The organism is Chryseobacterium luteum (assembly GCF_000737785.1).
Classification (GTDB): Bacteria; Bacteroidota; Bacteroidia; order Flavobacteriales; family Weeksellaceae; genus Chryseobacterium; species Chryseobacterium luteum.
Genome location: NZ_JPRO01000033.1, coordinates 1 through 24328 on the forward strand (window position 1 = coordinate 1; position 24328 = coordinate 24328).

Genomic DNA, 24328 nt, shown 5'->3' on the forward strand with positions numbered 1-24328 from the left:
GGAGGACCGCCTGAATGGAAACTGGATTTTGTAGCTACTGCTGAAGGATTTTACAGTTTCACGGAAAACCGCTATATTTACCAGTACAGAGACCACCTTGGAAATGCCAGGGTAAGTTTTGCGAAAAACAGCGAAGGCGCTCTTGAAGTAACGGACACCAATAATTATTATCCATTTGGGTTAAATCATATTCAGGGAATGCTTATCAGTTCAAAGTTGGGAAGCTATTACAGTTACAAGTACAACGGAAAGGAACTACAGGAGACAGGAATGTACGACTACGGAGCAAGAATGTACATGAGTGATATTGGACGTTGGGGTGTCGTAGATCCGCTCGCGGAAACAAACAGAAGATTTAATCCATATAATTATGCAGTAAACAATCCTATTCGATTTATTGATCCAGATGGTAGATCAGAAAGTGATTGGATCAGGAAAGACGGAAAATGGCAGTATGATGCCAATGTTACAACTGTAGAACAAGCCCAAAAAATGAAAGATGTAGACGGTTTTGCTAAAAATGGGACAGTTCTTGCCGATGCAAAAATTGGAGCTAATGGAGAATCTGGCTACGTAAGGTTAAGTGAGGGAGGAAAAGCGAGCTATGAACCTACCTATGGAGCAATAAATGCCTTTGAAAGCTCTATGCCAATGTCATTAGGAGGAACAATGACAACTTGGACAAATGAGACGTTCCAAATTTTTACTGGTGGGGCAAATGAAACAGATCCAGATACCATGAAAAAAGTATTACCTGGAGACAAGCTTGAAACAAATAATATGTTTGAATATATATTTGGTGGATATGGCAGAAATACAAAACTGAGTGGTGGTACTACAGGTTTTCAAGAAGCCCTTGTCCAGTTTGGTCTTGATGCAGAAAGTCTTGGAAATCCTTTTGGCTTTAATAACAATATTGCCTTGACAGAACAGGTATTTAAGTCTCCATATTCATATCCTGAAGATACCGTAAAAATAACAACTCCTAAAAATAAATATAGTGATAGTGTACGTTTTCATAATGCTGTTAAAAATGTTAATGATAGGAATACAATTAATTTTTATAATAGAACGAATTTTTTAGGAAAATCAAATTGGAAATAATATCATGAGAAGTATAATTTTATTAATAATAGTATTTGTTCTTTTTTCGTGTAGAAAAGAACAAGAGAAAATTAAATTATCAGATATCACTAATGAAAGTAATTATAAAATTACTCGTAAAAAAGAGAACGATACGATTATCCAGATGAACGGAGAAAATGATGAGTATATTCTAAAAGGCTATAAAGACATTAAAAATAATGTAAAAGTTGGCTGGTGGGAAATACATGATATAAAGAAGGATTATCTTTATAAAATTGAATATATATCCTTAGATAAAAATAAGGAAAATCAGGTGAAATTTTTTGAAAAGGGTCATTTAATAAATCGTTTTAGTCAATACTATGAAACTTTATATGATAATGATGGATATCAATTCAAATTTTATTTTCCGCTTGATGCTAATGAGGATGCAAAGGTGGAATTTGACTATATAACAACAGATGGTACAGCGCCCCCCTTGAAAAAAATAATTAAATGTAAAAAAGAAAATGATTATTATATCTGTTTTATATCAGTTAAAGATAAAAATCAACTAATTGCTGGAACTGTAAATAAATTTTCATCAAAAAACAAAAGAAATAATAATATTTTACTGTCGTCAACGAGTATGTATGTATATAATCAGTAATATTCCCCGCTACGCAAGTTTGTAACTTTGCGCAGATAAAACAAAACCCTCGCAAATTGCGAGGGTTTTGTTTTATAATGCAGCTACATTTTTATTAAAGAAATCTTTAAATTTTTTGGTGGTAAGCATTTTATCTACTAGTCTTAAAATAATTTGATTCCCTACTTAATTTTATTATTTTAGCCTTGGAAAACCTTTATATTTTACCAGTACAGAGACCACCTTGGAAATGTAAGGGTAAGTTTTGCTAAAAACAGCGAAGGAGTTCTTGAAGTAACGGATACCAATAACTATTATCCATTTGGCTTGAATCATATTCAGGGAATGCTTAGCAGTTCCAGGCTTTGAGACTTCTAAAGGTGGCAGAGGAAGAGGGGCTAATAAACTACAACCTAATAATGAAGCTGTCGGAGCTCATACAACTTTCCAACGAGGAACAAATGGAAAAATACATAAGTACGAAACCTACGAAAAAACAAGTTCATGGCATTTCAATCCAACTAAAAGATACGATGGAGGAAAGCCTGATGGAAGCCCGGGAGCCCCACATATAAAAAAACAGGTGAATCTATACCTACACCGCACGTTAAAGGAAAGGATGTCCCAGGCGGGGCTAGAGCAGCAGAACCTCACGAAATTCCAAGATAAAAAACAAAGTGTAAAATATGGAAGTAATTAAATGGTTAGAAAATTGGTATCAACTTCATTGTGATGGCGATTGGGAACATTCTTATGGAGTTAAAATCGAAACTATAGACAATCCAGGATGGAATGTTAAAATACACTTAGCAGATACTTCACTTGAAAATCTTCATGTTGAATATTCATTATTAGAAATTTCAGAAACGGACTGGTATGGATACTCTATAAAAAATGGTATGTTTAATGCAGCAGGAGATCCTACAAAACTTTTATTTTTAATTGACCTTTTTAAAGGAATAGTAGAAGAAAATAAATAAACCAACAAAATAACCCTCACTTTACGAGGGTTATCTGTTTTATAAACCGCACCTACCGAACGAAAGTTGTGGATGCGAGAATTTTCAATAATTTGGCAGAAGTAAGAGAAATAACGGCAGAATGGATGGAGCATTATAATAATTATAGACCTCACGAAAGCTTGCGAAACCTATCTCCAAAGCAATATTTATTAAAAGAGGAAAACTCGACAAACACCAATCCCAACATCGAGTTTGCTCCCTTTCAATAAATTACAACAATACCGACAACTTTATGAAAAAAAGTATATTTTTACAAATACAAAGGTATAAAAGTGTCCAACGTTTAGGGAGACTTACAAATTTGCGGTGGGTTTTTGTTACCTGGCAAACCCTGTTTAGTTTTAAAATTTTGAATAATGTTATCTCCAATAAATTTTAGAATAAAAATAGACAGTCCGGATGGAAAGGAGATTTTATATTCTAATATATATGAAATTTGTCAGGGCTGTCCGGAAGTAGGGAAATTATCCATTGATGGAAACGTAATAAAAAAAGAAGTTTTCGGAGGTCCTTTATTGTATGATAATGGATTTATTTATGTTCCTTGTTTTAAAAGAAAATGGTTTAACTCTGGATTTTATTTGGCTAAAATAAATACGTCTACTTTAGAAGTGATCATGATATCAGAAATGTACCAGATAATAGATTTAATAAAAATAGTAGACCATAGTATCTATTTTTATGATAGTTTGGAACAAAGTGAAATTAGAGAAATTCCCTTAAAATAACTTACTTAACCTGGGTTCGGGATAAGAGCAGGAATAAAATTTGAAAAAAGTAAACGACCGCCAGTTATTTTTAATTTCCCTTAACCCAAATTCAGATTCATTTAAACAGATCAATCATATTTACAGTTACTTTTTGCCAAATGACAAATGCACAAAAGACAACTTTAACTAACTTGCATTCATGAAAGAACTGTTTGATTTTATTTTACGATTTGGAAATCTGAACCAACAGCAGATAGATTTTATGACAGGTAAAGCACAGGAAGTCAATCTGCCCAAAGATGAATATTTTTCAGAAGCCGGAAAAATTGCACGGCAGGTTGCGTTTGTTGTAGACGGAATTCTGCGGGTTTGCTATTATGATAACAAAGGAGAAGAAATCACCAAATATTTCATTGAAGAAAACAACCTTGTCGTGGATCTGGAAAGTTTCGACAATGAGATCTGTTCCAGTACCTACGTTCAGGCTGTGACCGACTGTAAGCTTATTGTTTTTCAAAGGAAAGACTGGCTCGAACTTTTGCAGACTATCGTGGGATGGGAGACCATTGTCCACAAAATTATTTCAAGAGCACTGATTCAGAAAGTGGAAAGAAGAAGTCCATTGGTTTCAGAAGATGCCACGACGCGTTATCTGAAATTCATGGAGATCTACCCTACTGTGGTCAACCGGATTCCGCTTTCCTATATTGCGTCCTATCTTGGCATTACACAATCTTCTCTCAGCAGAATCAGAAAAAATATTAGTAATTCTTAATTCAATTTTAATTTTTTTTTGCTTTTTGTCATTTGGCAAATAAGATTAATTCTAATTGGCGGAATTTTACCACATCAATTAAAACAAAGAAAAATGAAATCAGCATTAATTACAGGAGCCAACAGAAGTATTGGCCTTGAAACCGCAAAACAGCTTTCGGAAAAAGGATTATTCGTTTATTTAGGAAGCCGTGATCTTCAGAAAGGAGAAGCTGTCGTAAGAGAATTGAATGAAAAAGGTTTCCGGAATCTGAAAGCCATCGAAATAGATGTTACCGATCCGGCCTCGATATCAGCCGCTAAAAACCTGATTGAAAAAGACCAGGGAAAGCTGGATATCCTGATCAATAACGCAGGAATACTCGGAACCAATCCTCAAACCGCAGCAGAAACATCCGTGAAAGACATTCAACATGTGTTTGACACCAACTTTTTCGGGGTGATCAGTGTTACGCAGGCATTTTTAGAACTGCTCAAAAAATCGGAAAGCCCGAGAATCAGCAATATCACTTCAGGACTTGGATCTTTAACCCTTCACAGCGATCCGACCTGGAAATATTATGACGTGAAAACTGCAGGTTACGGGACTTCAAAAGCCGCATTAAACGCCTATACAATCGTTTTAGCGTATGAATTGAAAGATCTTCCTTTTAAAGTGAATGCCATTGATCCGGGTTACACTGCGACAGATTTCAATCACCACAGCGGCCCGGGTTCTGTAGAAAGTGCAGCCTCTTTTATCGTAAAACATACGCTGACCGATGACAATGCACCGACAGGACAGTTTTACAGCAATGATATAGAGGACGAAATCGGGATCAGTCCGTGGTAGTTTTGGGATAAAGTTTAGAAAGTAAAATGTATTTTCGATTATGGAGAGGCTTATGGTCTCTCTTTTTGTTCTCATTACATATTGAGATTATAGCACTGGTACAACATTCACGCCCATAATATAAACCCATCACAACAAAAATAAGCAGCAAATTCAGTTACCATTTTTATCTTTCTCGAAATTAGCCTTTACCTGTCTTAAAGCCTCATTACCACAGTAAAATATTACATACCAACAGCTTACAATCAAATTTATTTGATGAATTTTACAAAAAAAATTAAAAGGGAATAATAAATTCACTACCTTAGGATTTAGATAAGCGGAATCCGAAAAGCTTTAAAAGAGTAGGAAAACCAAAAACTAATTACTATGAAAAACTTAAAAAAACTTTCAAGAAACCAAATGAAAGGAGTAACCGGGGCTGTAGCAGCAATTGCCGCTCCTTGTGACGGATGGAGATTATGCCATGCCAACGATGACGGAAGCTATGGCGCGGGAATGTGTCCTGCTTCAACAGGGGGTACAAGCTGCCATAATTATGCCTGCGGTGGTGGATTTTGGTGCTAATTAAACAATGGGAATGAATAGTTTTTCAAAAAGCTGTTCATTCTTTATTTACGATCTTCAAATAGGGTATCGGGCTCTGCCGTTTCCATACCAATCACAATTACCATGAAAAAAATAACCTTACTCATCCTGATGATGATCTTCGGACTTGGGCTGGCACAAAAAGTAAAAAAAGAAGAAAAAGCAAAGGACAAATTTGAATCGCGGCAACCCCAGGACATGTCGGTTCCGCCACCTCCGATGGTCGCTTTTCCTGCTCAGTACCCCAACGGAAACAAAGCATTTATTGAACATGTAAAAAAGAATTTAAATACAGATGCCCTGAAATCTCTCGGTAAAGATTTAAAAACAAAGATCATCCTGAAAGTAAACTCAGAAGGCAATGTAATGAATGTTTCCACATACGGAGGTAATGAAATATTCGACACCGAAGTGAAAAAAGCAGCCGAAAAGGCCACTTATAAAATTCAATGGGAAGCCGGTAAAAATAGCCGGGGCGAAAAGGTAATTGACATCGTCAACCTTCCGTTCAAATATTCAAACACTTAAAACATCAGTATTCAAATACAGTCATAATTTGATACGACATGATAAACAAAAAAGAGAAACCTCACAGTTTCTCTTTTTATATGCTATCCAAATTTCCTCTTTCTCATCCAGAAGAACAATCCTCCCAGCAAGGCGATCACCACTAAAGGCAGCAGTAAATTCAGCCATTGCCAGTTTGCTTTTTCTTCCGTAATGCGGTTTCTGTCCAGAAGTCTTTCTTCTATATTTCGGTTTCGGAGCGCCATCAGATTGCTGTCGTCCAGAAGATAATCCAGGGCATTTCTCAGGAACTGTTCGTTTCCGAACTCCTGATTCGTCAGACGGTCAATTCCCATCGGAAGCGGCTCGCCTTTGTGCATTTTATTCCTTCCCACATCCCCGTCAGCAATGATGATCATTTTATTTTCAGGGCTCTGGCTTTTGAAACCGGGATATCCTTTTCTTTCAATTCTTGATGCGTAGGCAGAGTTGAATTTCCCTTCTAGGGCAACAGCGAAAATCTTCGGTGTGCTTGGCTTTTCCATTTGTCCCAAACTGTCTACACTTGCAATTTCTTTCAGATCCACATAGTTGGGAACCTGTTTCAGAAGTGTTCTCTCACTGGATTCAAAAAGAACTTTTGTTTTGATATTTTTTCTTCCTCCCAAAGTATCAATAGAAGTCGGGAATTCAAATTTCACCGGGTTGATATTTTTCGTGATCGGATTGTCATTTTCAGCAATTCCTAATGGAAAATATGGCCACGGAAGGCTTGTATACTGTGGGTTCCCTCCTACTTCACCGGTTACCAGTTTCAGTAATGCAAACTTCTTTACATCCTTCACCAAAGCCGGATTGATCCTGATTCCGTAATTGAAAAAGAAATCCGTCATATTGATATCCACCGGAAAAGGCATTATCTTTTGGGATCTTGTCAGCGTATCCATTTCAGCATTTACCGCATCGATCATCCAAAGCGTTTTCCCGCCATTCATAATGAACTGGTCAAGAATCACTTTTTCATTATCTGTAAATGCTTTTCTCGGTTTTGCAATGACCAGAGCGCTCATCTGCTTCAGTAAAGGAAGATCTTCCAGGGTAAGCTCCGTCTGGTTTTTCGGGATAACAGGTCCTGCATCGTAATTTTCCAAAGCCAGCTGCATAAAACTGTGGAACTCTTCCGGCCCCAACTCATCGTGATTTACCAAGATTCCTACCTTCTTCCTTTTATTGGCGGCAATATTCTTGATATTGGAAACAAGGCTGTATTCCAAACCTTCTATGGATCTTGTCAGCTGCTGATCCGCATCTATTCCTGCCTGCTGTACAACCAGCGGAATAGAAACTCCCCTTTTGTCATATTTTATAACAGCATAAGGAAAAAGCGCGATCTGTGAAATCTTTCCGTCTTTAACATCCGGAAGAACAGAAGGCTGCATTCCCATCGCCATCAGCGTGTCCTGGGACATTTTGGTCTTGATAGGATCAATAAATCTGAAATCGATCTTCGGATTGATCTTCCTGAATTCTTCCAGCATAAATCTGGTTTCGTTCTGAAGCTGCTTAAAGCTTGCCGGGAAATCACCTTCAAGGTAAACATCCACCGTAAGCGGCTTCTTCACAGATTCCAGCACTTTTACAGTGTTATCCGAAAGGGTATATCTTTTTTCTTTTGTTAAATCTAATCTGATTCCCGAATACGCCAGCAGGATAACCAAAGGGACCACTGCAATTAAGAAAATCCCCAATGGAGATTTTATATTGAACTTCTTCATAACGCTACTTCTTTTTAGTGATAAAATGGTTGGACAATAATAATGTTGCGCCAATGATCAGAATAAAATAGGCCACATCTTTAAGATCAATAAGACCTCTCGTAAAGCCCATAAAATGCTGGTAAAAACCTATATTCTGAAGAATAAAATCTGCACCGCCCAACAGTTTATAGCTTGCCAGCTGCTCTATTCCGAAATACATGATAAAACACATGAAAACACCTAAAAGATAAGCCATGATCTGGTTCTGTGAAAGTGAGGAAGCCAGAATCCCGATTCCTGAAAAAGCTGCAATCAATACAATCAGTCCCAGATAGCTTCCGAAGGTCATTCCCAGGTCAATATTTCCGGCAGGAACTCCCAGAACATATACGGTATAAAGATAAATCAGTGACGGAATAAGGCATAAAACCCCAACAATCCATACTGAAAGAAACTTCCCTGCTACCAGGTCTGAAACTTTTAAAGGCTGGGAAAACAGCCAGTTCAGCGTTCCTGTCTGCTGTTCTTCTGCAAAAGTCTTCATAGAAAGTGCAGGAATAATAAACATCAGCAGCCATGGAACCAGTACGAAATAACTCTGCAGAGAGGCCATCCCGATGTCGAAAATATTAGAATCATTCTCGAAAAAAAACAGGAAAAGAGCTGTTATAAGACTGAATGCGCCGATAATCACCCACGCACTCCAGTTCCCAAAGTAACTCCAAAGTTCCTTTTTTAAAATTGCAATCATAGTTTTTTTGTAAAATGTAAAAGGTAAGGTGTATTAATTTATACATCCTGCTTAAACAATTATTTGTTTTTTTTATTCTTATTAACGAGTTTAACGGTCATCATGATGAGAAATACAAGAACGAAAAACCCTGCAATTAATTGCCACCAGTACTCAATAACGGAAGATTTCAGAATTACTGTAAAAACCACCAGGAACAGAATGAACGTTGCGATTTCGTTGGCCTGCCTCAGCTTGATATTCGGCGTTTCTATCGTTTCTCCGTTCAGCTCCTTTAGTTTAAGTACTTTTTTCCAGCACCAGTAATGATAAACGGCGAGACCGATCAGAAAGGTCAGTTTCAAATGAAACCACGGCATTTTCATAAGCCCGGTGTTCAGAAAGATCATAACAATTCCGCAAACTGCCATAATGATTCCTGCCGGAACAGTGATGATGTTCCACAGCCGTCTGGCCATGAACGTGTACTGTTCTCTCAGGATCTTCTTTTTCTCTTCAGCAAATTCATCCGTATCCTTATAGTAAACGAAAATTCTTACGAGATAAAAGATTCCCGCAAAATAGCTTACCATGAAGATAATATGCAGTGCTTTGATTATTGTATAAAGCATCAGTAGATATAAAAATTATTGATCGGTAACGTCAACAGCCTGCATTTCTTGTAGCTTCACTCTTTTCGCGCCCAGATTAACGTAATATTTTTCCAGTTTGTTAAGGTGGTCTTCACTGGTTTCCTTTCCTTTTACATGCAAGCTGTAATCGCTCCAGACATTAATGCAGAACAGACCTTTCACCAGGATCCTCGCGTTGGACTGTTCAAAATTTCTGGCAAGAAACGCATCCAGATCCTTTTTTGTTTTAAACTCGTAAACCATTACTCCACCATCATCCCTTTTTGAATCACTATACGTAAAAGTGTAGAAGTTTTTGATTGTAGCTGCGGTTTCCGGGTCTTCTATTTTTGAAATAATATCGGGATTATCCGTCACAAAAGGGATCTGTGTAATCCCGATATCTTTCATTTCTTTATTTATTGCAGCAGGTTTCATTCCCTGCAGTTCTACATTTTTGAGATCGAAATCCATAATGCTCTGTGCAGAGAAACTTTGAAAACATACAAAGCCGATAATCAGAAGTATTTTTTTCATAAAACCTGTTTTAAATGATTTAATATTTTAATTAAGAAATAACACCCAGCTCTTTTCCTACTTTTTCAAAAGCAGCAATCGCCTTATCAAGGTGCGCTCTTGTGTGGGCAGCAGAAAGCTGTACTCTGATCCTTGCCTTTCCTTTCGGCACTACAGGATAGAAGAACCCGATCACATAAATTCCTTCATCCATCAACTTTTCAGCCATTTTCTGCGCAAGAGGGGCATCGTACAGCATAACAGGAACAATGGCAGCATCGCCATCCGGAATGTCGAATCCTCTGGCTACCATCTCTTTTCTGAAATACTCAGCATTTTCCATTACCTGATCACGAAGTGAAGTATCTTCAGAGATCATATCCAAAACCTTCAGAGCAGCTCCAACGATTCCCGGTGCTAACGAGTTTGAGAATAAATACGGACGTGAACGCTGTCTCAGCATGTCGATGATCTCTTTTTTACCGGAAGTAAATCCTCCCAAAGCACCTCCTAAAGCTTTTCCTAAGGTAGAAGTGATGATATCTACTCTACCCATTACTTCATTTGCTTCATGGGTTCCACGGCCTGTTTTTCCGATGAAACCTGTAGCATGAGAATCATCTACCATTACCAAAGCATTGTATTTATCAGCAAGGTCACATACGCCTTTAAGATCAGCTACAATACCATCCATAGAGAAAACCCCGTCTGTAACGATGATTTTGAAACGGTGATCTTTTTCAGAAGCAGCAATCAGCTGGGCTTCAAGATCTGCCATATTATTGTTTTTATAACGGTATCTCGCCGATTTACAAAGACGTACCCCGTCAATGATTGAAGCGTGATTCAGTTCGTCTGAAATAATAGCATCTTCTTCGGTAAACAAGGGTTCAAAAACACCTCCGTTCGCATCAAAACATGCAGCATATAAAATAGTATCTTCAAGACCCAGGAAATCTGCGATCTTTTTCTCCAATTGCTTGTGAATATCCTGTGTTCCACAGATAAAACGTACAGATGACATTCCGTAACCATGAGATTCTATCATGTCCTGGGAAGCCTTCATGACTTCCGGATTGTTGGACAGACCCAGGTAATTATTCGCACAGAAATTTAAAAGTTTTTTTCCGTTGGCTTCAATTTCCGCGCTCTGCTGGGAAGTGATGATTCTTTCTCTTTTAAAAAGGCCGTCATTTTCAATGTTTTGCAGTTCGTTCTGTAAATGTTGAAGATATTTTTCAGAGATCATTTTTTGGTAATTTTTTAGATTCGCTAATTTAATAAAAAGGCGGTAAAATATCAGCTTTTATGAGTTTAATTCTGAAAATAGGATTCAATTTTTCATTGATCCTGAAAGTGCCGCTTTTCAAAAAAATGGAATGATGAGTATTTCAGGTCAATTTCCTGAGATCACAGAGCTTTTGTGGGGGAAACAACGTAGATTTAAAAATAGGGACAGTTTATAACAAAAACGGACCTATAGCCCGTTTTGTCATGCAGTTTGGAAAATATTCTAGGTTCTTAATTCTTTAAAAACTTTATGTTCTTATCATTAATCGTGAAAATATAAGATCCCGGGACCAGGTCTGAAATTCCAACCGCTTTTCCTGGGTGATATACATCTTTTCTGATCAGTTTCCCATCTATGGAATGGATGGAAAAGTCAGCAGATTTGTTTATTCCTTTTAAATACAGTTCGTTCTTTGCAGGATTGGGATATAATGCAAAATCTTCCATCTCTACGGATGAAACACTCAATGTATTATCCTGAACTACCGTGGAGTTTTTCTCCAAAATCTGATATTCATAATTAAATTCAACACTGGCAACCGGGAAAGATACAGCCTCCAGAAACCCCTGGTTGTTCGCTGTATGATTCAGCACAAAATAGGCGGTCTCTCCACCGGTCCCGTTCACCTTGATTGGTAACGGCATTTCAAAAAAGCTTACCGAAGGGCTGCTCTGGGTCTGGGAAACTTTAAACAGGATCTGATTGCCGGTCTGTTTCCATTTTGTAGTATAAGTAGGATAACCTTCGCCATATAACCAGTCATTGAAAAATCCTGTGAAATCTTTTCCTGTAGACTGAAGCAGCGATGCATTAAAATCTGCGGTTTTTGCATAATTATACGCTAAATCCGGTCTTGCATGGTATTCTTTTATTGCCTGATAAAAGGCCGCATCACCAAGAATCCATTTGATCATTCTTAAAATATAAGCCCCTTTTACATAGGTCAGCCTGTTATTGAATATCCTGCTTACACTGGAAAGACCGGAATCAGGAACGTAAGTAGAACCATCGGGAGCAGAAGTAATATTATTGATCTCTCCCAGCAGAAAGTTCTTAAACTCGGCATTGGTCATCAATAGTTTTTCATTGGCCAGAACAGCTCCAAAAGTGGCGAAACCTTCATTCAGCCAGATATCATTCCATGCACCGCACGTTACTTTATCTCCGAACCATTGATGAGCCAGTTCATGGGCAATAAGGCCTTTGCTCCAGCTTCCCATAGACGACATGGTCTGATGCTCCATACCTCCTCCAAATTTGAATTCCATATGTCCATATTTTTCATTACGGAAAGGATATGGCCCGAAATAAGTCTCGAAAGTAGCCATAATCTGTTTGGTCCATTCAATATTGCTCATGCTTGTCGCATTGGCATTGGTGGAAGGATATACATAGTTGACAAATGGAAACGGCGGACTGCCTATGGTATCATTCAGTTTAACAAAGTTGGTAATGGATAGGGCAATCAGGTAAGCTGCTGTAGGATAAGCCGTTCTCCAGAAAGTAAGTTTCTGGTTTCCCGGAAGCAATGTTTCAGACATCAGTTTTCCGTTGGCTGCCACATTATACTGAGAAGGAGTGGTAATTTTAAAATCAAACCTTTCAATTTTATCATTCATGCTCTGCTTCGTGGGAAACCAATCCTGCGCACCATATGGCTCGCTTAATGTACAGAGAATAGGCGTTCCGCTTTGGGTAGTGGTTGTAAAACCATTCCCTGTCACAGGAGCACCTGAGTAATGGATCGTTAATGAATCCAGAGTATTCGCAGGAATTGAAGCCGGAAAATCTATTTTTATTTCTTTTGTCGGAAGCTGCTGAAATGCAAGATTACTCCCGTGATACTGTACCTGGGAAACAACGAGAACATCGGACAGATCAAAGTAAATGCTGCTCATATTCTGATTAGGCATGAAATGAGAAGTCACAGAACCTGAAATGTTGTATACCGCAGGATCCAGAGTAACATTCATCCTTTGATATTGGAGGTCATAATTTAAAGTGTTGGGATTAATATTGTAAGTGGTCATTTTCTTTGTAAAAGCATTCATTTCTTTTGCAATGAGCTCTTTCATTTCAATATTGTGATCCTGTATCTGTCCATAGAACGACTGGGAGGCCAAAAAGCCCAGAATTAGAAGATAAAATTTTCTCATACTCAGTATATTAGATATAACCAAAGATAAAAAAAACCTTCTAATCATTGATTAAAAGGTTTTTAGAATATTAAATAAATATTTTTTTAAAGATCGAGAGCCGGCTCAAGAATTTTCTCCATTCTTTTCTTTACCATATCTACAGATCCTGAATAATTGTTTACCATTAAAGAAAATACCAGGGTTTTTCCTGAATTGGTCTTCAGGTATCCTGCCAATGCCTTTACTTTATTCAGAGTTCCTGTTTTGGCAAAAACCTGTCCGTTTCCGGTACCGATGAACATTCTTTTCAGCGTTCCGGACTGTCCGCCTACCGGCAGTGAAGTGAAATAGGTTTTGTAGTATTTCTGATCCATTAAAGAGGTCAAAAACTTCACCTGGGAAATCGGGGTTACATTATTACTTCTGGAAAGTCCGCTTCCATCCATATAATTCAGTCCTATCATATCAAAGCTCTGATCTTTCAGGTGGTTGGTTACCACTATTCTTCCGGATTCCGAAGTCTGATCGCCCATTTTCTGGAAACCTACTGTTTTCAGCAAAGCTTCTGCCAGAGAATTGTCGCTGTGCTGGTTGGTGTAGAATATAATATCTGCTAATGTAGGAGATTTGTAGGCTGCCACCAGTTTTCTACTTTCCGGAACGGCATCTGTCATTCTCGGGGTTACTTTTCCGGTAACGCCAATTCCGCTCTTCACCAGTGTTGTTCTGAAAGTATTGGCAAGATAGGCCGGGGCATCGGGAAGTTTTGTCGTCAGGATGCCGTCTCCTTCATACTTTTCTGCGTATACCATCTGGTTTGCATAAGGAGACATATAGAAATATTTTTTGTCGGAAACCATCCCTGATTTTTTCATGATCAGCTTTTCGTTGGCAGGATTGATCTCGCGGGTAGTTCCTACAGGTAGGTAATAATTATTGTTTTCAAGCCATACAACATTTTCCGGAAGCCTTGTAATATTGCCTTTGAAAAGCGCTGTCTGGATGATAATATCACCATTTACCTTTCGGATACCTTCACGTGAAAGTCCGCCCATGAAATCAGAAATAATATCCCTGTAAGACCAGGCACCTGCTTTATTGGTTCCTAAAGAAGGATCACCGCTGCCTATGAGATACAGATTTCCGTTCAAAACTCCATTTTCGTCAACAGTCCCTGAATATTCCAGCTGAGTCATCCAACGGTAGTTTTCGCCTAAAAGGTTCAACGCTGTTTCGGTGGTGAGTAATTTTGTGGTAGAAGCCGGAACTAAGGGAGTATTTTCGTTGTACGAAGAGATCACTTTCTTCGTTTTGGGATCATACACAACGAATCCCCAACTTGCATTTTTCAGCACAGGGTCTGTCATCATTGTGTTTACGTTAATATCTACAAGCTCTTTGGCCGACAAAACCGTTCTCTCCGCCATTGAAGTAACCGGAGAAGGAAGGTTCAAATTATTTCTTTGATTATCGTAAGCCTGAGAGTAAAGAACCGTAGAAACGGTAGATTGGGCAAGGAAAAACCCGGAAGCCAATACCGCTACACCTGAAATATATTTTCTGTAATTTACCATTTATCTTTTTTTGTTTCTATAGTTTGACACGATAAAAAATGATAAGTTAAATCATCCGTTTAAAGAGCCCAACACTTATTGAACGATCAAAAGTAGAAATTATTGTTATAAAAAGGGTTACGAAGGTCATATAAAAGACCGTAAAGTTTGTTAAAAATTGTTAAAAATCTACAAAAACATCTTTTTTAATACTTTGATATGCAGTGATTTCTTCAAATTCATTCAAACTTAGTAAAACCATTTTCTTGAATTCGTCGTATTTTTTCCCGCGTGGAAGCTTGAGCATAATCTGGAACTGGTACAGATTATTAAGCCTTGCAATCTGTGCTCTTTCGGGGCCCAAAACACATTCTTCAGGAAGGTATTTTCTTAAAACAGATCCTAAAAACTGAGAAGCGCGGTTCACTTTGTCTTCTTTTCTGTGTTTCAGCTCGATCATAATCAGTTTGGTGAACGGCGGATAGTGGAATTTCTGTCGTTCGGTGAGGATATATTTATAGATTTTTGCCGGATTATTCATTCTGATCAGCTGAAAAACGGAATGATCAGGGTTATAGGTCTGGATTAAAATCTTTCCTTTCCCTGAAACTCTTCCAGCTCTTCCGGAAACCTGAGTGATCAGCTGGTAAGCTCTTTCTTCAGCCCTGAAATCCTGAACATACAGCAGGGAATCCGCTTTAGGAATAGCCACAAGCTCGATATGATCAAAATCGAGTCCTTTTGATATCATCTGTGTTCCTACGATAATGTCTGTTTCGCCTTCTTCTATTTTTTCGTACAGCTTTTCATACGCAAATTTTTTACGCATGGAATCTACATCCATCCTGTCTACTTCATGGTCAGGAAACATTTTGGATACTTCTTCATGAATCTGTTCTACTCCCACTCCCCTTTCATTCAGATTTTCTGAATGGCATTTCGGGCAGGTTCTCGGCTTTGAGGCTTTCTGTCCGCAGTAATGGCACTTCATTTCATTGGCTGCCTTATGGTAGGTCATCACTACATCACAATTCGAGCAGTAATTGACGTAGCCGCAGGTTTCACATTCTATAACATTGGCATAACCGCGCCGGTTGTGAAGCACGATAGCCTGATTTTTTTCATCCAGCGTTTTTTTGATCTCATCAATTAAGTGTAAAGAAAAATTCCCGGACACTTTTTTGGATTCCTGGGCTTCTTTAAAATTGATGAGCTCATATTCCGGCAAATTTACATTTCCGAATCTTTCATTGAGGAAAATGTATTTTATTTTATCTTTTCTGGCGTTATAGTAGCTTTCTACCGAAGGTGTCGCAGATCCCAAGATCACCCCGGCCCCATAAAAATTACCTAAGACCAGTGCAGCATCTTTGGCATTGAAATAAGGTGAGGCTTCTCTCGGTCTGTATGCGGAATCGTGCTCTTCATCCACAATGATAAGTCCAAGATCCTGAAAAGGCAGGAACAGGGCATTACGGGTTCCTATCAGCACTTTAATATCGTTCTGTTTTATTCTTCTCCAGACCTCAACGCGTTCAAAATCGGTCAGTTTCTGGTGATAAAAGCCGAGCTGTCTGCCGTATTTTTTTTCTAATCTTTGGGTAATCTGTTTGGTCAGAGAAATTTCGGGAAGCAGGAACAGAACATTTTTCCCTTCCTGAATGCATTCTTCAATTTTCTCTAAATAAATATGGGTTTTCCCTGAGGAAGTAACACCGTGCAGCAATACGTTTTTCCCTTCTTCAAAGGCTTCATCAATTTCAATTTTGGCTTCTTTCTGCTGTTCGGAAAGTTCTTCAAGTTCTTCAATCTCGCCCTGATAGCTTTCGATCCTGTCTTTCTGCATTTGATATTCTTCAACAAGACCTTTATCTGCAAGGGATTTAAAGTGGGAACTTCCAAAATACCCGTCCTCAAACAGTTCGGATTTTTTAATTGGAATATCGGGATGTTCGGTCTGCTTTTCTAAAATAGCCAGGAAAAGGTCTTTTTGTTTCGGAGCTTTGTTCAGCTTTAAAAGAATATCTGTCAGATTCCGGTTGCTTAAAACCTCAGCGCTGATTTTTACGAAGGCTACTTCTTTGGCTTTATATTTTTCAGCTATTTTTTCATCAATTTCAATATACTGCAGATCAATCAGGGAATTGATTGTTTTGATGATATCTTTTTTAGGAATAAATGCTTCTATATCGGTAAGATTGATGAGCTGACGTACTTCCAGCGCCTGAATAAGATACATTTCATTGACATCCAGGTTCTCAAAATCAACCGTTATATTGGGTTTTAATTTTAAATAGGTTTCACTTTCCAGTTTTAAAGATGAGGGAAATGCAAAACGATAGATTTCTCCAAGCCCGCACAGGTAATATTCTGAAAGCCAATTCCAGAAGTTGATCTGCTCTTTGGGAAGGATAGGCTGGTCATCCAAAATACTGATGACTTCTTTGGCTACAAAACCTTCCGGCGCATTATCGTGAAGCTCAAAAACAATTCCCGTATAAATTTTCTTTCCTCCAAACGGCACCAAAACCCGCATTCCCAGCTGAATTACAGATATGAGCTCTTCGGGAACTTTATAGGTGAAAGATCCTTTTAAATTTAATGGTAAAACAATTTGGGCGTACTGCAAGGGAAATTTTTAAAGTGTAAAATTAGATTTTTCTTCAGAGAACTGCAATTTTTTTGTTGAGATACACTAAGCCATTACGAGGAAACATAGTGAAATGATCTTTTTATAGATTGCTCTTGGTTGTTATATTTTTAGTTCTCGCAGATTGAGCTGATTAAGCAGATGTTTACGCTATTTTTGATCTGCTCAAAATGTAATTATCTTTAGATTCTTTCGCTTCGCTCTGAATGACCATCTTCTGTCTATTAGAATAATGATTTTAGAAAAGTAATTCTGTGATCTGATACCAGATTGCCGAAGTAAGGAACCCGGCCATAATACTGAAACCAATAATGAGATTGGTGAGCCTGGTATTTAACCTGAACTGTTCTGCAATAATACTTGAGGTGACAACGGTGGGCATTGCAGCTTCAAATACAGTGATCTTTGCCACATCTCCTTTTATATTGAATAGCAGAGCCAATCCCAGAACAATAGCCGGAGCCAGAATTAGTTTATAGATCATGGAAGCAGACATCTGAGGGATAAGCTTTTTCCATCCGTTAAATTTCAGTTGAAGTCCTACAGAAAATAATGCCAGCGGGCTTACTGTAGAAGCTAATTTATCAAAAAACGGTTCCGCAGCTGTAAAATCAATAAACTGCGACAATATCAGTGCTGCGATACAGCCTATCAATGGCGGAAAAGTGATCAGTCTTTTTAAAATAAATTTTGCGCTCACTTTTCCGGACCTGCTTCCTCCTTTTACGGCTGCTATGATTCCTAATGTGGAAAGGGCAAAAAACATGGTCTGATCGCAGATGATTGCTATACTTAAAAGACTTTCACCATAAAACGCACTAATGAGAGGAAAACCGATAAAGGAGGTATTGCTGTAGCCGCTCGTCAGTTCCAGGGTGCTTCGGGAACGCCTTGAATAGCCTTTGCTTTTACTGTAAAACATCATAAAGAAAAAGCAGAAAACAGAAATGAGAAAGGTAGCGGCAATCGGGAACAGCATTTCTGTTGTCCATTTGACTTTTGGCAGGTATTTAAAAGAGACTGCCGGAAGAGCAAGATAAAGAATCCAGGTATTGATTCCTTTGTGGGCATCGGGATGGATAGATTTTGTTGCTTTGAATACCATTCCTGCAATAATGCACACTGCAATCAGAACAAAATTTACCATATTATTTAAGAAATTTGACGCAAAGTTACGGTTGATTTTTTAGTTATAAATAAATTTAATTTCAGAATTCATAGGATTTATATAAGGTTTATTTTTTTAGCTCTCGCGATTGAGCGGATTGTGCAGATTTTCTTTCTGCTATAATACTTTAATCCTGTAGCGTATCCCAAAGGCTCATTATTTTTATATTTTCCACAGGTTTTGAAAGTTTGATCTTTCTTGAGGTATTGGGAAGGAGATCAAAGAAATTGTCGCTGAAGTGGGTATCTCCCATCAGGCAGACATCTTTAGCCAAAACATCTGTAGAAACTTCAATCTCTTCTGCTGTGATTCTTTTAATCTTAATAGCAGGTCTTGTCAATTGGATATCTTTAGGTTTGGAAAAGAAATGCTGATTGACGGCGATGACTTTTCCGCCTTTTCCTTTAAGTATTAGTTGTAAAAAAACTTTATTTTTATCGGATTCAGCAATTAGGCTATTAATTTGAACAGGCTTGAATTTCATGACGCTTTCCAGTAGGCTGCCAGTTGAACTAAGGTTGATCTCTTTTAAAATCTTACCGTCAAAGTTTACTGACTTAATTTCTATATTGACATCATTAAAATTCTTTAATCCATCATTAACAGCATAAAAATTCAGAGTTCCATCTTTTTCTTCAGTCAGGATAACTTGTTGTTCAAAACTTCTTTTCATCTGGTAATGCAGAGCCTTCCAGTTTCCCAGATAATCAATGGATGACCAGGAAACCACGGGCCAGCAGTCATTGAGCTGCCAGTATAATGTTCCCATATTATAAGGCTTTGCACGGCGATGGGCTTCAACAGCGATTCTCATTCCGCGGGCCTGAAGTAGTTGCGAAATGTAACTGTACTTTACAAAGTCTGTGGGCACTTTGTAATCCCTTTTCATATACTCGCTGATGATCTCCCAGCCTCTGGTATTCTTTTCATGAGCTTTAATCACCGGATTCTGAAGGCTTAGATCAGGAGTTCCGGAAAACATGGATTTCACAGCTTCCAGACCTGGCATTCCCTGGAAACCATATTCGGACATGAAACGGCCTGTTTTTTCATTATACATTTCAAACGGCTGTTCTCCCCACCAGACTCCCCAATAATGGGAATCTCCTTCTGTGAGGCTTTCTTTATGCCCCCATCCAATGGACGGTGAACTTGGCCAATAGATGCTTTTACCGGAAGTAAGATTTTCCTTTAAAGCATTTGGAATCACCTCATGGAAGAGTTTTTTATAGTCTTTCCAAACCTGCAGGGAATCTTCTTTTGAATATTTAAACTGTTTCTGATAGCCCCAGTTGACGATAGCTTCATCAATTTCATTATTTCCGCACCACAAAGCAATGGACGGGTGGTTCTGAAGCCTGTTGACCTGATCTTTTACTTCTTCTTTTACGTTATTTAAAAAATCTTCGTCAGCAGGATAAAAGCTTCCTGCAAACATAAAATCCTGCCAGACTAAAATACCGTTTTCGTCGCAGGCTTTGTAGAATTCATCATCTTCATAGATTCCTCCGCCCCAGACACGGATCATATTCATATGAGCATCCTTGGCATCTTTAATCAGCTTCCGGTACTTTTCTTTGGTCATTCGGGGTGAAAAACTGTCAGCAGGAATCCAGTTTGTTCCTTTTGCATACAATGGTTTTCCATTGACTTTGAAATAGAAAGATTTTCCTTTTGAGTCTTTTTCCTGGATCAGTTCAATAGTTTTTAATCCAATCCGTTCAACTTTATCAGAAAGAATTTTGGACTCTTTTTGCAGGGAAATTTTTATATCGTATAAATTGGGACCGCCCCATCCGTTCGGCTGCCAAAGTTTTGGATTTTGAATTGTAAAAGGAATTTGAACTGTATTTTTCCCTTTTTTTAATTGAATATTTTCTTTGTTCTTGTTAATAAAAATAGAATATTCACCTTCGTTATCAGCAACAATCTCTGCCTGAATATTTAATTCTGCTTTTTGTTTTGTTAAAACTTTTTGTTCGGTTTTTAAGTTTTCAATTTTAGCCTGATTCCAGAAAATAAATTCTACATCTTTCCAAATTCCGGCAGTAACCAATCTGGGTCCCCAATCCCAGCCAAACTGATACTGAGCTTTTCTCACAAAACTTCTGGGCGATTCCGGCATGGTAAACGGGACTTTTTTTGCCAGCTCTTTTCCTTCATTTACTGCCGATCTGAATTTAATCTTCAGTTCATTGTTTCCTTCTTTCAGAAACTCTTTCACGGGAATTTCCCATTTTCTGAACATATTGTCGGTTTTCTTCAGCAGTTTTCCGTTCATATAGATCTCTGAAAAGGCATCCAGACCATTAAAAACAAGGTCTATATGATCATTTTCCAGTTCTTTTGATGATATTTTAAAATGGGTTTGATATTCCCAGTCTTCGTTTTCTATCCACTGTACTTTTTTCTCATTTTCATCCTTGAAAGGATCGGAAATGACCTTGTTATGCATCAGATCAAGATGAACAGTGCCCGGAATTTTTGCAGGCAGCCAGTTCTGTTCTTTCGTGTTTCTGAACTGCCATTTCTCCGAAGATAAATTTCGTTCTGTCACCTGTGCACTCATGATACTCTGCATAAAAAGGAAAACAAAAAGGATAGATCTATTCATTAATAAGTTTGTTTACAATTCTGTGAATCCCGTATTTGATGAGTTCACTGTTAAAATTTATCAGTAGCCCCAGTTTGATATCAGTCAGTTTCAGATAGGTCAAAACCTGGGCGTAAAAGACAGGATTCAATTCCAGTACAGCTTTTACTTCAATGATCACTTTATTTTCTACAATTAAGTCAATTTTATAAGCATTGTCTATTGTAATTTCTTTATATTTTAAGGATAGGGAAATTTGTTGCCTGACATTCATTCCCTGTTGTTTCAATTCATACGCCAGAGCTATTTCATAGGCATTTTCCAGTAACCCAACTCCAAGATTCCTATGAACCTCAATTGCAGACCCTATTATTTTGTAGGATAATTCGTTTTCTGTCATTCATTTGTATTTTATGCTTTGTTGCTCCTACAATGAAGTTATTATTTTTCTAAATGCAATTCAAGTCTTTTTCTTTTTTAAAGTAAGAATTATTATTTATGCTCGATATTTAAGTATTGATTTGACTAAGCGAGTATTTTATCCGTTTAGCGTCATCAACGATGTAGTCGAATTCTTTGATTTACTCAAAACTCAACACCGTTTAAAATCAAGCTTTGCGTTAAAAAAATATTCTATCTATTTTGACGCAAAGCTTGATTTTAAGTCTGCATATTTTAAGTCTGCAAAGACTGAATCAATTAACATTGATTCGACTAAGCGAGCGTTTTACCCGTTTAGCTTCATCAACGACGTAGTCGAATTCTTTGCTTTACTCAAAACTCAACACCGTTTAAAATCAAGCTTTTGTTTTATCCGTTTAGCTTCATCAATGACGTAGTCAATTTTTTTGCTTGTTTTTATTACAACTCAACACTGTTAAAATAAACTATATGTTTAAAAACTATTTATTTTTCAAAGCAATAACTTCATCTGCATTAGCAAAAGCTCCACCGTCTGTAATAGCCGAGGAGTGAAAATAACCGGCATTTGTGAATTCCCTGATCTCTTCAATATTCGTTGAGCGAAGTCCGCCTCCAACCAGAATTTCAATTCTTCCAGCGGAAATTTCTACCAGTTTTTTCAGATTTTCTTTACCTTCTGAAACATTCGGCTTCTGACCTGAAGTAAGGATGGTTTTAAAGCCGCAGTCAATGATTTTTTCCAGGGAGCTTTCAAGGCTTTTTGCCCTGTCAAAAGCACGGTGAAAAGTACATGGAAGAGGGGCTGCCATTTCAACCAAAATGCTGTTCTGTTCCATATTGATCTCTTCATTTTCATTTAGGATTCCAAAAACAAAGCCATCCACTTTCAGAGATTTTAACTGCATCAGGTCTTTTTTCATCTGCTCAAATTCGGATTCCGAATAGGTAAAATCTCCACCTCGGGGCCTGATCATCACAAAAACCGGGATATTTATTTTTGCTCTGAGTTCTTTTGTTGTTTCAAAATCCGGGGTTGTTCCGCCGTCACTCAATCCGTCACATAATTCTATTCTGTCGGCTCCGTTTTCAAATGCAATCATTGCGGATTCCGGATTGAAGCAAGCTATTTCTATTTTTGACATTTCGTTTAATTTAATTTTTACTCTTTTTCAAGAACATCTGCTATCAGGAAAGAATTATTTTCTTTTATAACTTCTATTTCAACCGGATATTCTGAGTTTAACTTTTTATCGGAAAGAACTACATCAAACATAAATACAACAGGCTCTGATTTTAATAGAGGAACGGATTCAAAAACCTGTTTGCACTTCGAAATTTTAATTTCTGTCCAATCTTGACCGCTTATTAAAAAACCACTGTTAACTCCTGCTTTCCTGACATCAAAACTATTTTTCCATTTATTCTGAAACTCCTTTAAGGTAAGGCTTCCATCAACATCCATGTCGACATTCATTGCATCTGTTTTATACTCGTAATAGTCTTTGGTTGTTATTTTCTGCATTTCTTTATCCAGGCTTCTTAAGTCTTCTTGAAAATAATTTTTGATACTTTTTTCAAGCCATTTTTTCGCTTCTTCAGATTCATTGGGCTTATTTTCTGCTGCTGCAGTCTCTTTTGGAAGAGGGTGATGCTGTATAACAGCCTCTTTATTCTTTTCTTCTTTACATGCTGCCATTAAAAATAAAGACGCAATGATTAGTTTTTTCATATCCTATTGATATTTTAAATTTTGGCTAAAGCCCGTTCCTATTGAATTTAAAGCCGAAAAAGTGATCTATTTAAAATAATTTGAGACTTAGAGCCTGTTTAAATTGTTAAATCTCGCTGATTGGGCAGATTACGCATATTTTTATAACTGAAATAAATCTGTGTCATCTGCGAAATCTGCGAGAGAAATACGTTTCTTTAGTAATTATTTCTGCATTATAATTTTATTGAATAAAATTTAAACAGGCTCTTAATCATTGAATTTTGATCATAAACAGTATTTAAATAATCTTTGAATTTAATAAAGTGTATTATTTTAATGCAAATTCAGGTTTTTCCAGGCGGTTTCCTTTTTGGTCATGCACGGCAAAATTAAATCCGTCCTGAATGCAGTAAGAACCATACTCCCCTTTCTTATTCAAGGCAATAAATCCAACCTGGATATCTTTCAGGTTTTTATTTCTTCTTTTAGTAATTTTCACGATTCTTTCAACGGCTTCCTTGCAGGCCTGCTGGGGGTTCCTGCCCTGTCTCATCAACTCAACCACCAAATGGGTTCCTACTGTACGGATCACTTCTTCGCCGTGTCCGGTAGCCGTAGCTGCACCCACTTCGTTGTCGACAAATAATCCGGCACCAATGATGGGAGAATCTCCTACCCTGCCATGCATTTTAAAGGCCATTCCACTGGTGGTACAGGCTCCGGAAATGTTTCCCTGTGCATCCAGGGCGATCATTCCTATGGTATCATGATTTTCAATATTGGCGACGGGTTTGTACTCGCTGGTTTTCAGCCACTCTTTCCATTCTTTTTCTGAATCGGGAGTCAGCAGGTTTTCTTTTTTAAACCCTTGTGACAGGGCGAACTGCAGTGCTCCGTCTCCAACCAGCATGACATGAGGTGTTTTTTCCATAACCGCCCTGGCTACGGAGATAGGATTTTTAATATATTCCAGGCTTGCTACTGAGCCAATATTATAGTTTTCATCCATAATGCAGGCA

24 protein-coding genes are annotated in these 24328 nt (G+C 37.8%); 10 read left to right on the plus strand and 14 right to left on the minus strand.

Annotated features, from left to right (window positions below; all coding sequences use genetic code 11):
- From IX38_RS20810 to IX38_RS20850, 10 genes are all read left to right on the plus strand, one after another.
- Positions 1-1104, plus strand: a 1104-nt coding sequence (locus IX38_RS20810) for an RHS repeat-associated core domain-containing protein (RefSeq protein WP_034707919.1), incomplete at its 5' end; no start/stop codon positions are given.
- 4 nt (positions 1105-1108) lie between these two features.
- Complete coding sequence (locus IX38_RS20815; protein WP_034707922.1) at positions 1109-1735, plus strand: hypothetical protein; 627 nt, start codon at positions 1109-1111, stop codon at positions 1733-1735.
- Between the two features lie 313 nt (positions 1736-2048).
- Positions 2049-2414: a polymorphic toxin type 24 domain-containing protein gene (locus tag IX38_RS23540; protein WP_394331198.1), complete on the plus strand. Its 366-nt coding sequence runs from the start codon at positions 2049-2051 to the stop codon at positions 2412-2414.
- The gene (locus IX38_RS20825; RefSeq protein ID WP_034707924.1) at positions 2401-2694 is read left to right on the plus strand and encodes an immunity 53 family protein; all 294 of its coding nucleotides are present in this window, start codon (positions 2401-2403) and stop codon (positions 2692-2694) included. The genes IX38_RS23540 and IX38_RS20825 overlap by 14 nt, the downstream gene beginning before the upstream one ends.
- A gap of 41 nt (positions 2695-2735) precedes the next feature.
- On the plus strand, positions 2736-2945 hold the full coding sequence (locus IX38_RS22500) for an integrase core domain-containing protein (protein ID WP_228378015.1): 210 nt from the start codon (positions 2736-2738) through the stop codon (positions 2943-2945).
- 147 nt (positions 2946-3092) lie between these two features.
- Positions 3093-3464: a hypothetical protein gene (locus IX38_RS20830; RefSeq protein ID WP_034707925.1), complete on the plus strand. Its 372-nt coding sequence runs from the start codon at positions 3093-3095 to the stop codon at positions 3462-3464.
- Between the two features lie 181 nt (positions 3465-3645).
- Positions 3646-4221: a Crp/Fnr family transcriptional regulator gene (locus IX38_RS20835; RefSeq protein WP_034707926.1), complete on the plus strand. Its 576-nt coding sequence runs from the start codon at positions 3646-3648 to the stop codon at positions 4219-4221.
- 93 nt (positions 4222-4314) lie between these two features.
- Positions 4315-5052 (plus strand): SDR family oxidoreductase, encoded by a 738-nt coding sequence (locus IX38_RS20840; RefSeq protein ID WP_034707927.1) that lies wholly within the window; start codon positions 4315-4317, stop codon positions 5050-5052.
- Positions 5053-5421: 369 nt separating this feature from the next.
- Positions 5422-5619, plus strand: coding sequence for a bacteriocin-like protein (locus IX38_RS20845; RefSeq protein ID WP_034707929.1), 198 nt, complete (start codon positions 5422-5424; stop codon positions 5617-5619).
- Positions 5620-5724: 105 nt separating this feature from the next.
- Complete coding sequence (locus IX38_RS20850; RefSeq protein ID WP_034707930.1) at positions 5725-6168, plus strand: hypothetical protein; 444 nt, start codon at positions 5725-5727, stop codon at positions 6166-6168.
- Positions 6169-6251: 83 nt separating this feature from the next.
- Here IX38_RS20850 and gldG read toward each other — a convergent pair whose 3' ends face one another.
- The 14 genes from gldG to IX38_RS20925 all read right to left on the minus strand — a co-directional run.
- Positions 6252-7922, minus strand: a complete 1671-nt coding sequence (gene gldG / locus IX38_RS20855) for a gliding motility-associated ABC transporter substrate-binding protein GldG (RefSeq protein WP_034707932.1) — start codon at positions 7920-7922, stop codon at positions 6252-6254.
- 4 nt (positions 7923-7926) lie between these two features.
- Positions 7927-8655: an ABC transporter permease gene (locus tag IX38_RS20860; protein ID WP_034707933.1), complete on the minus strand. Its 729-nt coding sequence runs from the start codon at positions 8653-8655 to the stop codon at positions 7927-7929.
- 59 nt (positions 8656-8714) lie between these two features.
- Positions 8715-9266 carry a CopD family protein gene (locus tag IX38_RS20865; RefSeq protein ID WP_034707934.1) on the minus strand — a complete coding sequence of 184 codons (552 nt, stop codon included), beginning with the start codon at positions 9264-9266 and terminating at the stop codon, positions 8715-8717.
- A 15-nt stretch (positions 9267-9281) separates the two neighbouring features.
- Positions 9282-9803, minus strand: a complete 522-nt coding sequence (locus IX38_RS20870; protein ID WP_034707935.1) for a hypothetical protein — start codon at positions 9801-9803, stop codon at positions 9282-9284.
- Between the two features lie 31 nt (positions 9804-9834).
- Positions 9835-11031: a glycine C-acetyltransferase gene (gene kbl, locus IX38_RS20875; RefSeq protein ID WP_034707936.1), complete on the minus strand. Its 1197-nt coding sequence runs from the start codon at positions 11029-11031 to the stop codon at positions 9835-9837.
- Positions 11032-11303: 272 nt separating this feature from the next.
- Positions 11304-13229 carry a M1 family aminopeptidase gene (locus IX38_RS20880; protein ID WP_034707937.1) on the minus strand — a complete coding sequence of 642 codons (1926 nt, stop codon included), beginning with the start codon at positions 13227-13229 and terminating at the stop codon, positions 11304-11306.
- 86 nt (positions 13230-13315) lie between these two features.
- Positions 13316-14785, minus strand: coding sequence for a D-alanyl-D-alanine carboxypeptidase/D-alanyl-D-alanine endopeptidase (gene dacB, locus IX38_RS20885; RefSeq protein ID WP_034707938.1), 1470 nt, complete (start codon positions 14783-14785; stop codon positions 13316-13318).
- 160 nt (positions 14786-14945) lie between these two features.
- Positions 14946-17393, minus strand: coding sequence for a replication restart helicase PriA (gene priA, locus IX38_RS20890; protein WP_034707939.1), 2448 nt, complete (start codon positions 17391-17393; stop codon positions 14946-14948).
- Positions 17394-17652: 259 nt separating this feature from the next.
- Positions 17653-18561 (minus strand): AEC family transporter, encoded by a 909-nt coding sequence (locus IX38_RS20895; RefSeq protein WP_034707940.1) that lies wholly within the window; start codon positions 18559-18561, stop codon positions 17653-17655.
- Positions 18562-18709: 148 nt separating this feature from the next.
- Positions 18710-21196 carry a beta-mannosidase gene (locus tag IX38_RS20900; protein ID WP_034707941.1) on the minus strand — a complete coding sequence of 829 codons (2487 nt, stop codon included), beginning with the start codon at positions 21194-21196 and terminating at the stop codon, positions 18710-18712.
- Positions 21189-21575, minus strand: coding sequence for a GxxExxY protein (locus tag IX38_RS20905; RefSeq protein ID WP_034707942.1), 387 nt, complete (start codon positions 21573-21575; stop codon positions 21189-21191). The genes IX38_RS20900 and IX38_RS20905 overlap by 8 nt, the downstream gene beginning before the upstream one ends.
- A gap of 502 nt (positions 21576-22077) precedes the next feature.
- Positions 22078-22740 (minus strand): copper homeostasis protein CutC, encoded by a 663-nt coding sequence (locus tag IX38_RS20915; protein ID WP_034707944.1) that lies wholly within the window; start codon positions 22738-22740, stop codon positions 22078-22080.
- A 17-nt stretch (positions 22741-22757) separates the two neighbouring features.
- A complete protein-coding gene (locus tag IX38_RS20920; RefSeq protein WP_034707945.1) occupies positions 22758-23327 on the minus strand; it encodes a hypothetical protein in 570 nt (189 codons plus the stop codon).
- Between the two features lie 310 nt (positions 23328-23637).
- Positions 23638-24328, minus strand: a 691-nt coding sequence (locus tag IX38_RS20925) for an isoaspartyl peptidase/L-asparaginase family protein (protein ID WP_034707946.1), incomplete at its 5' end; no start/stop codon positions are given.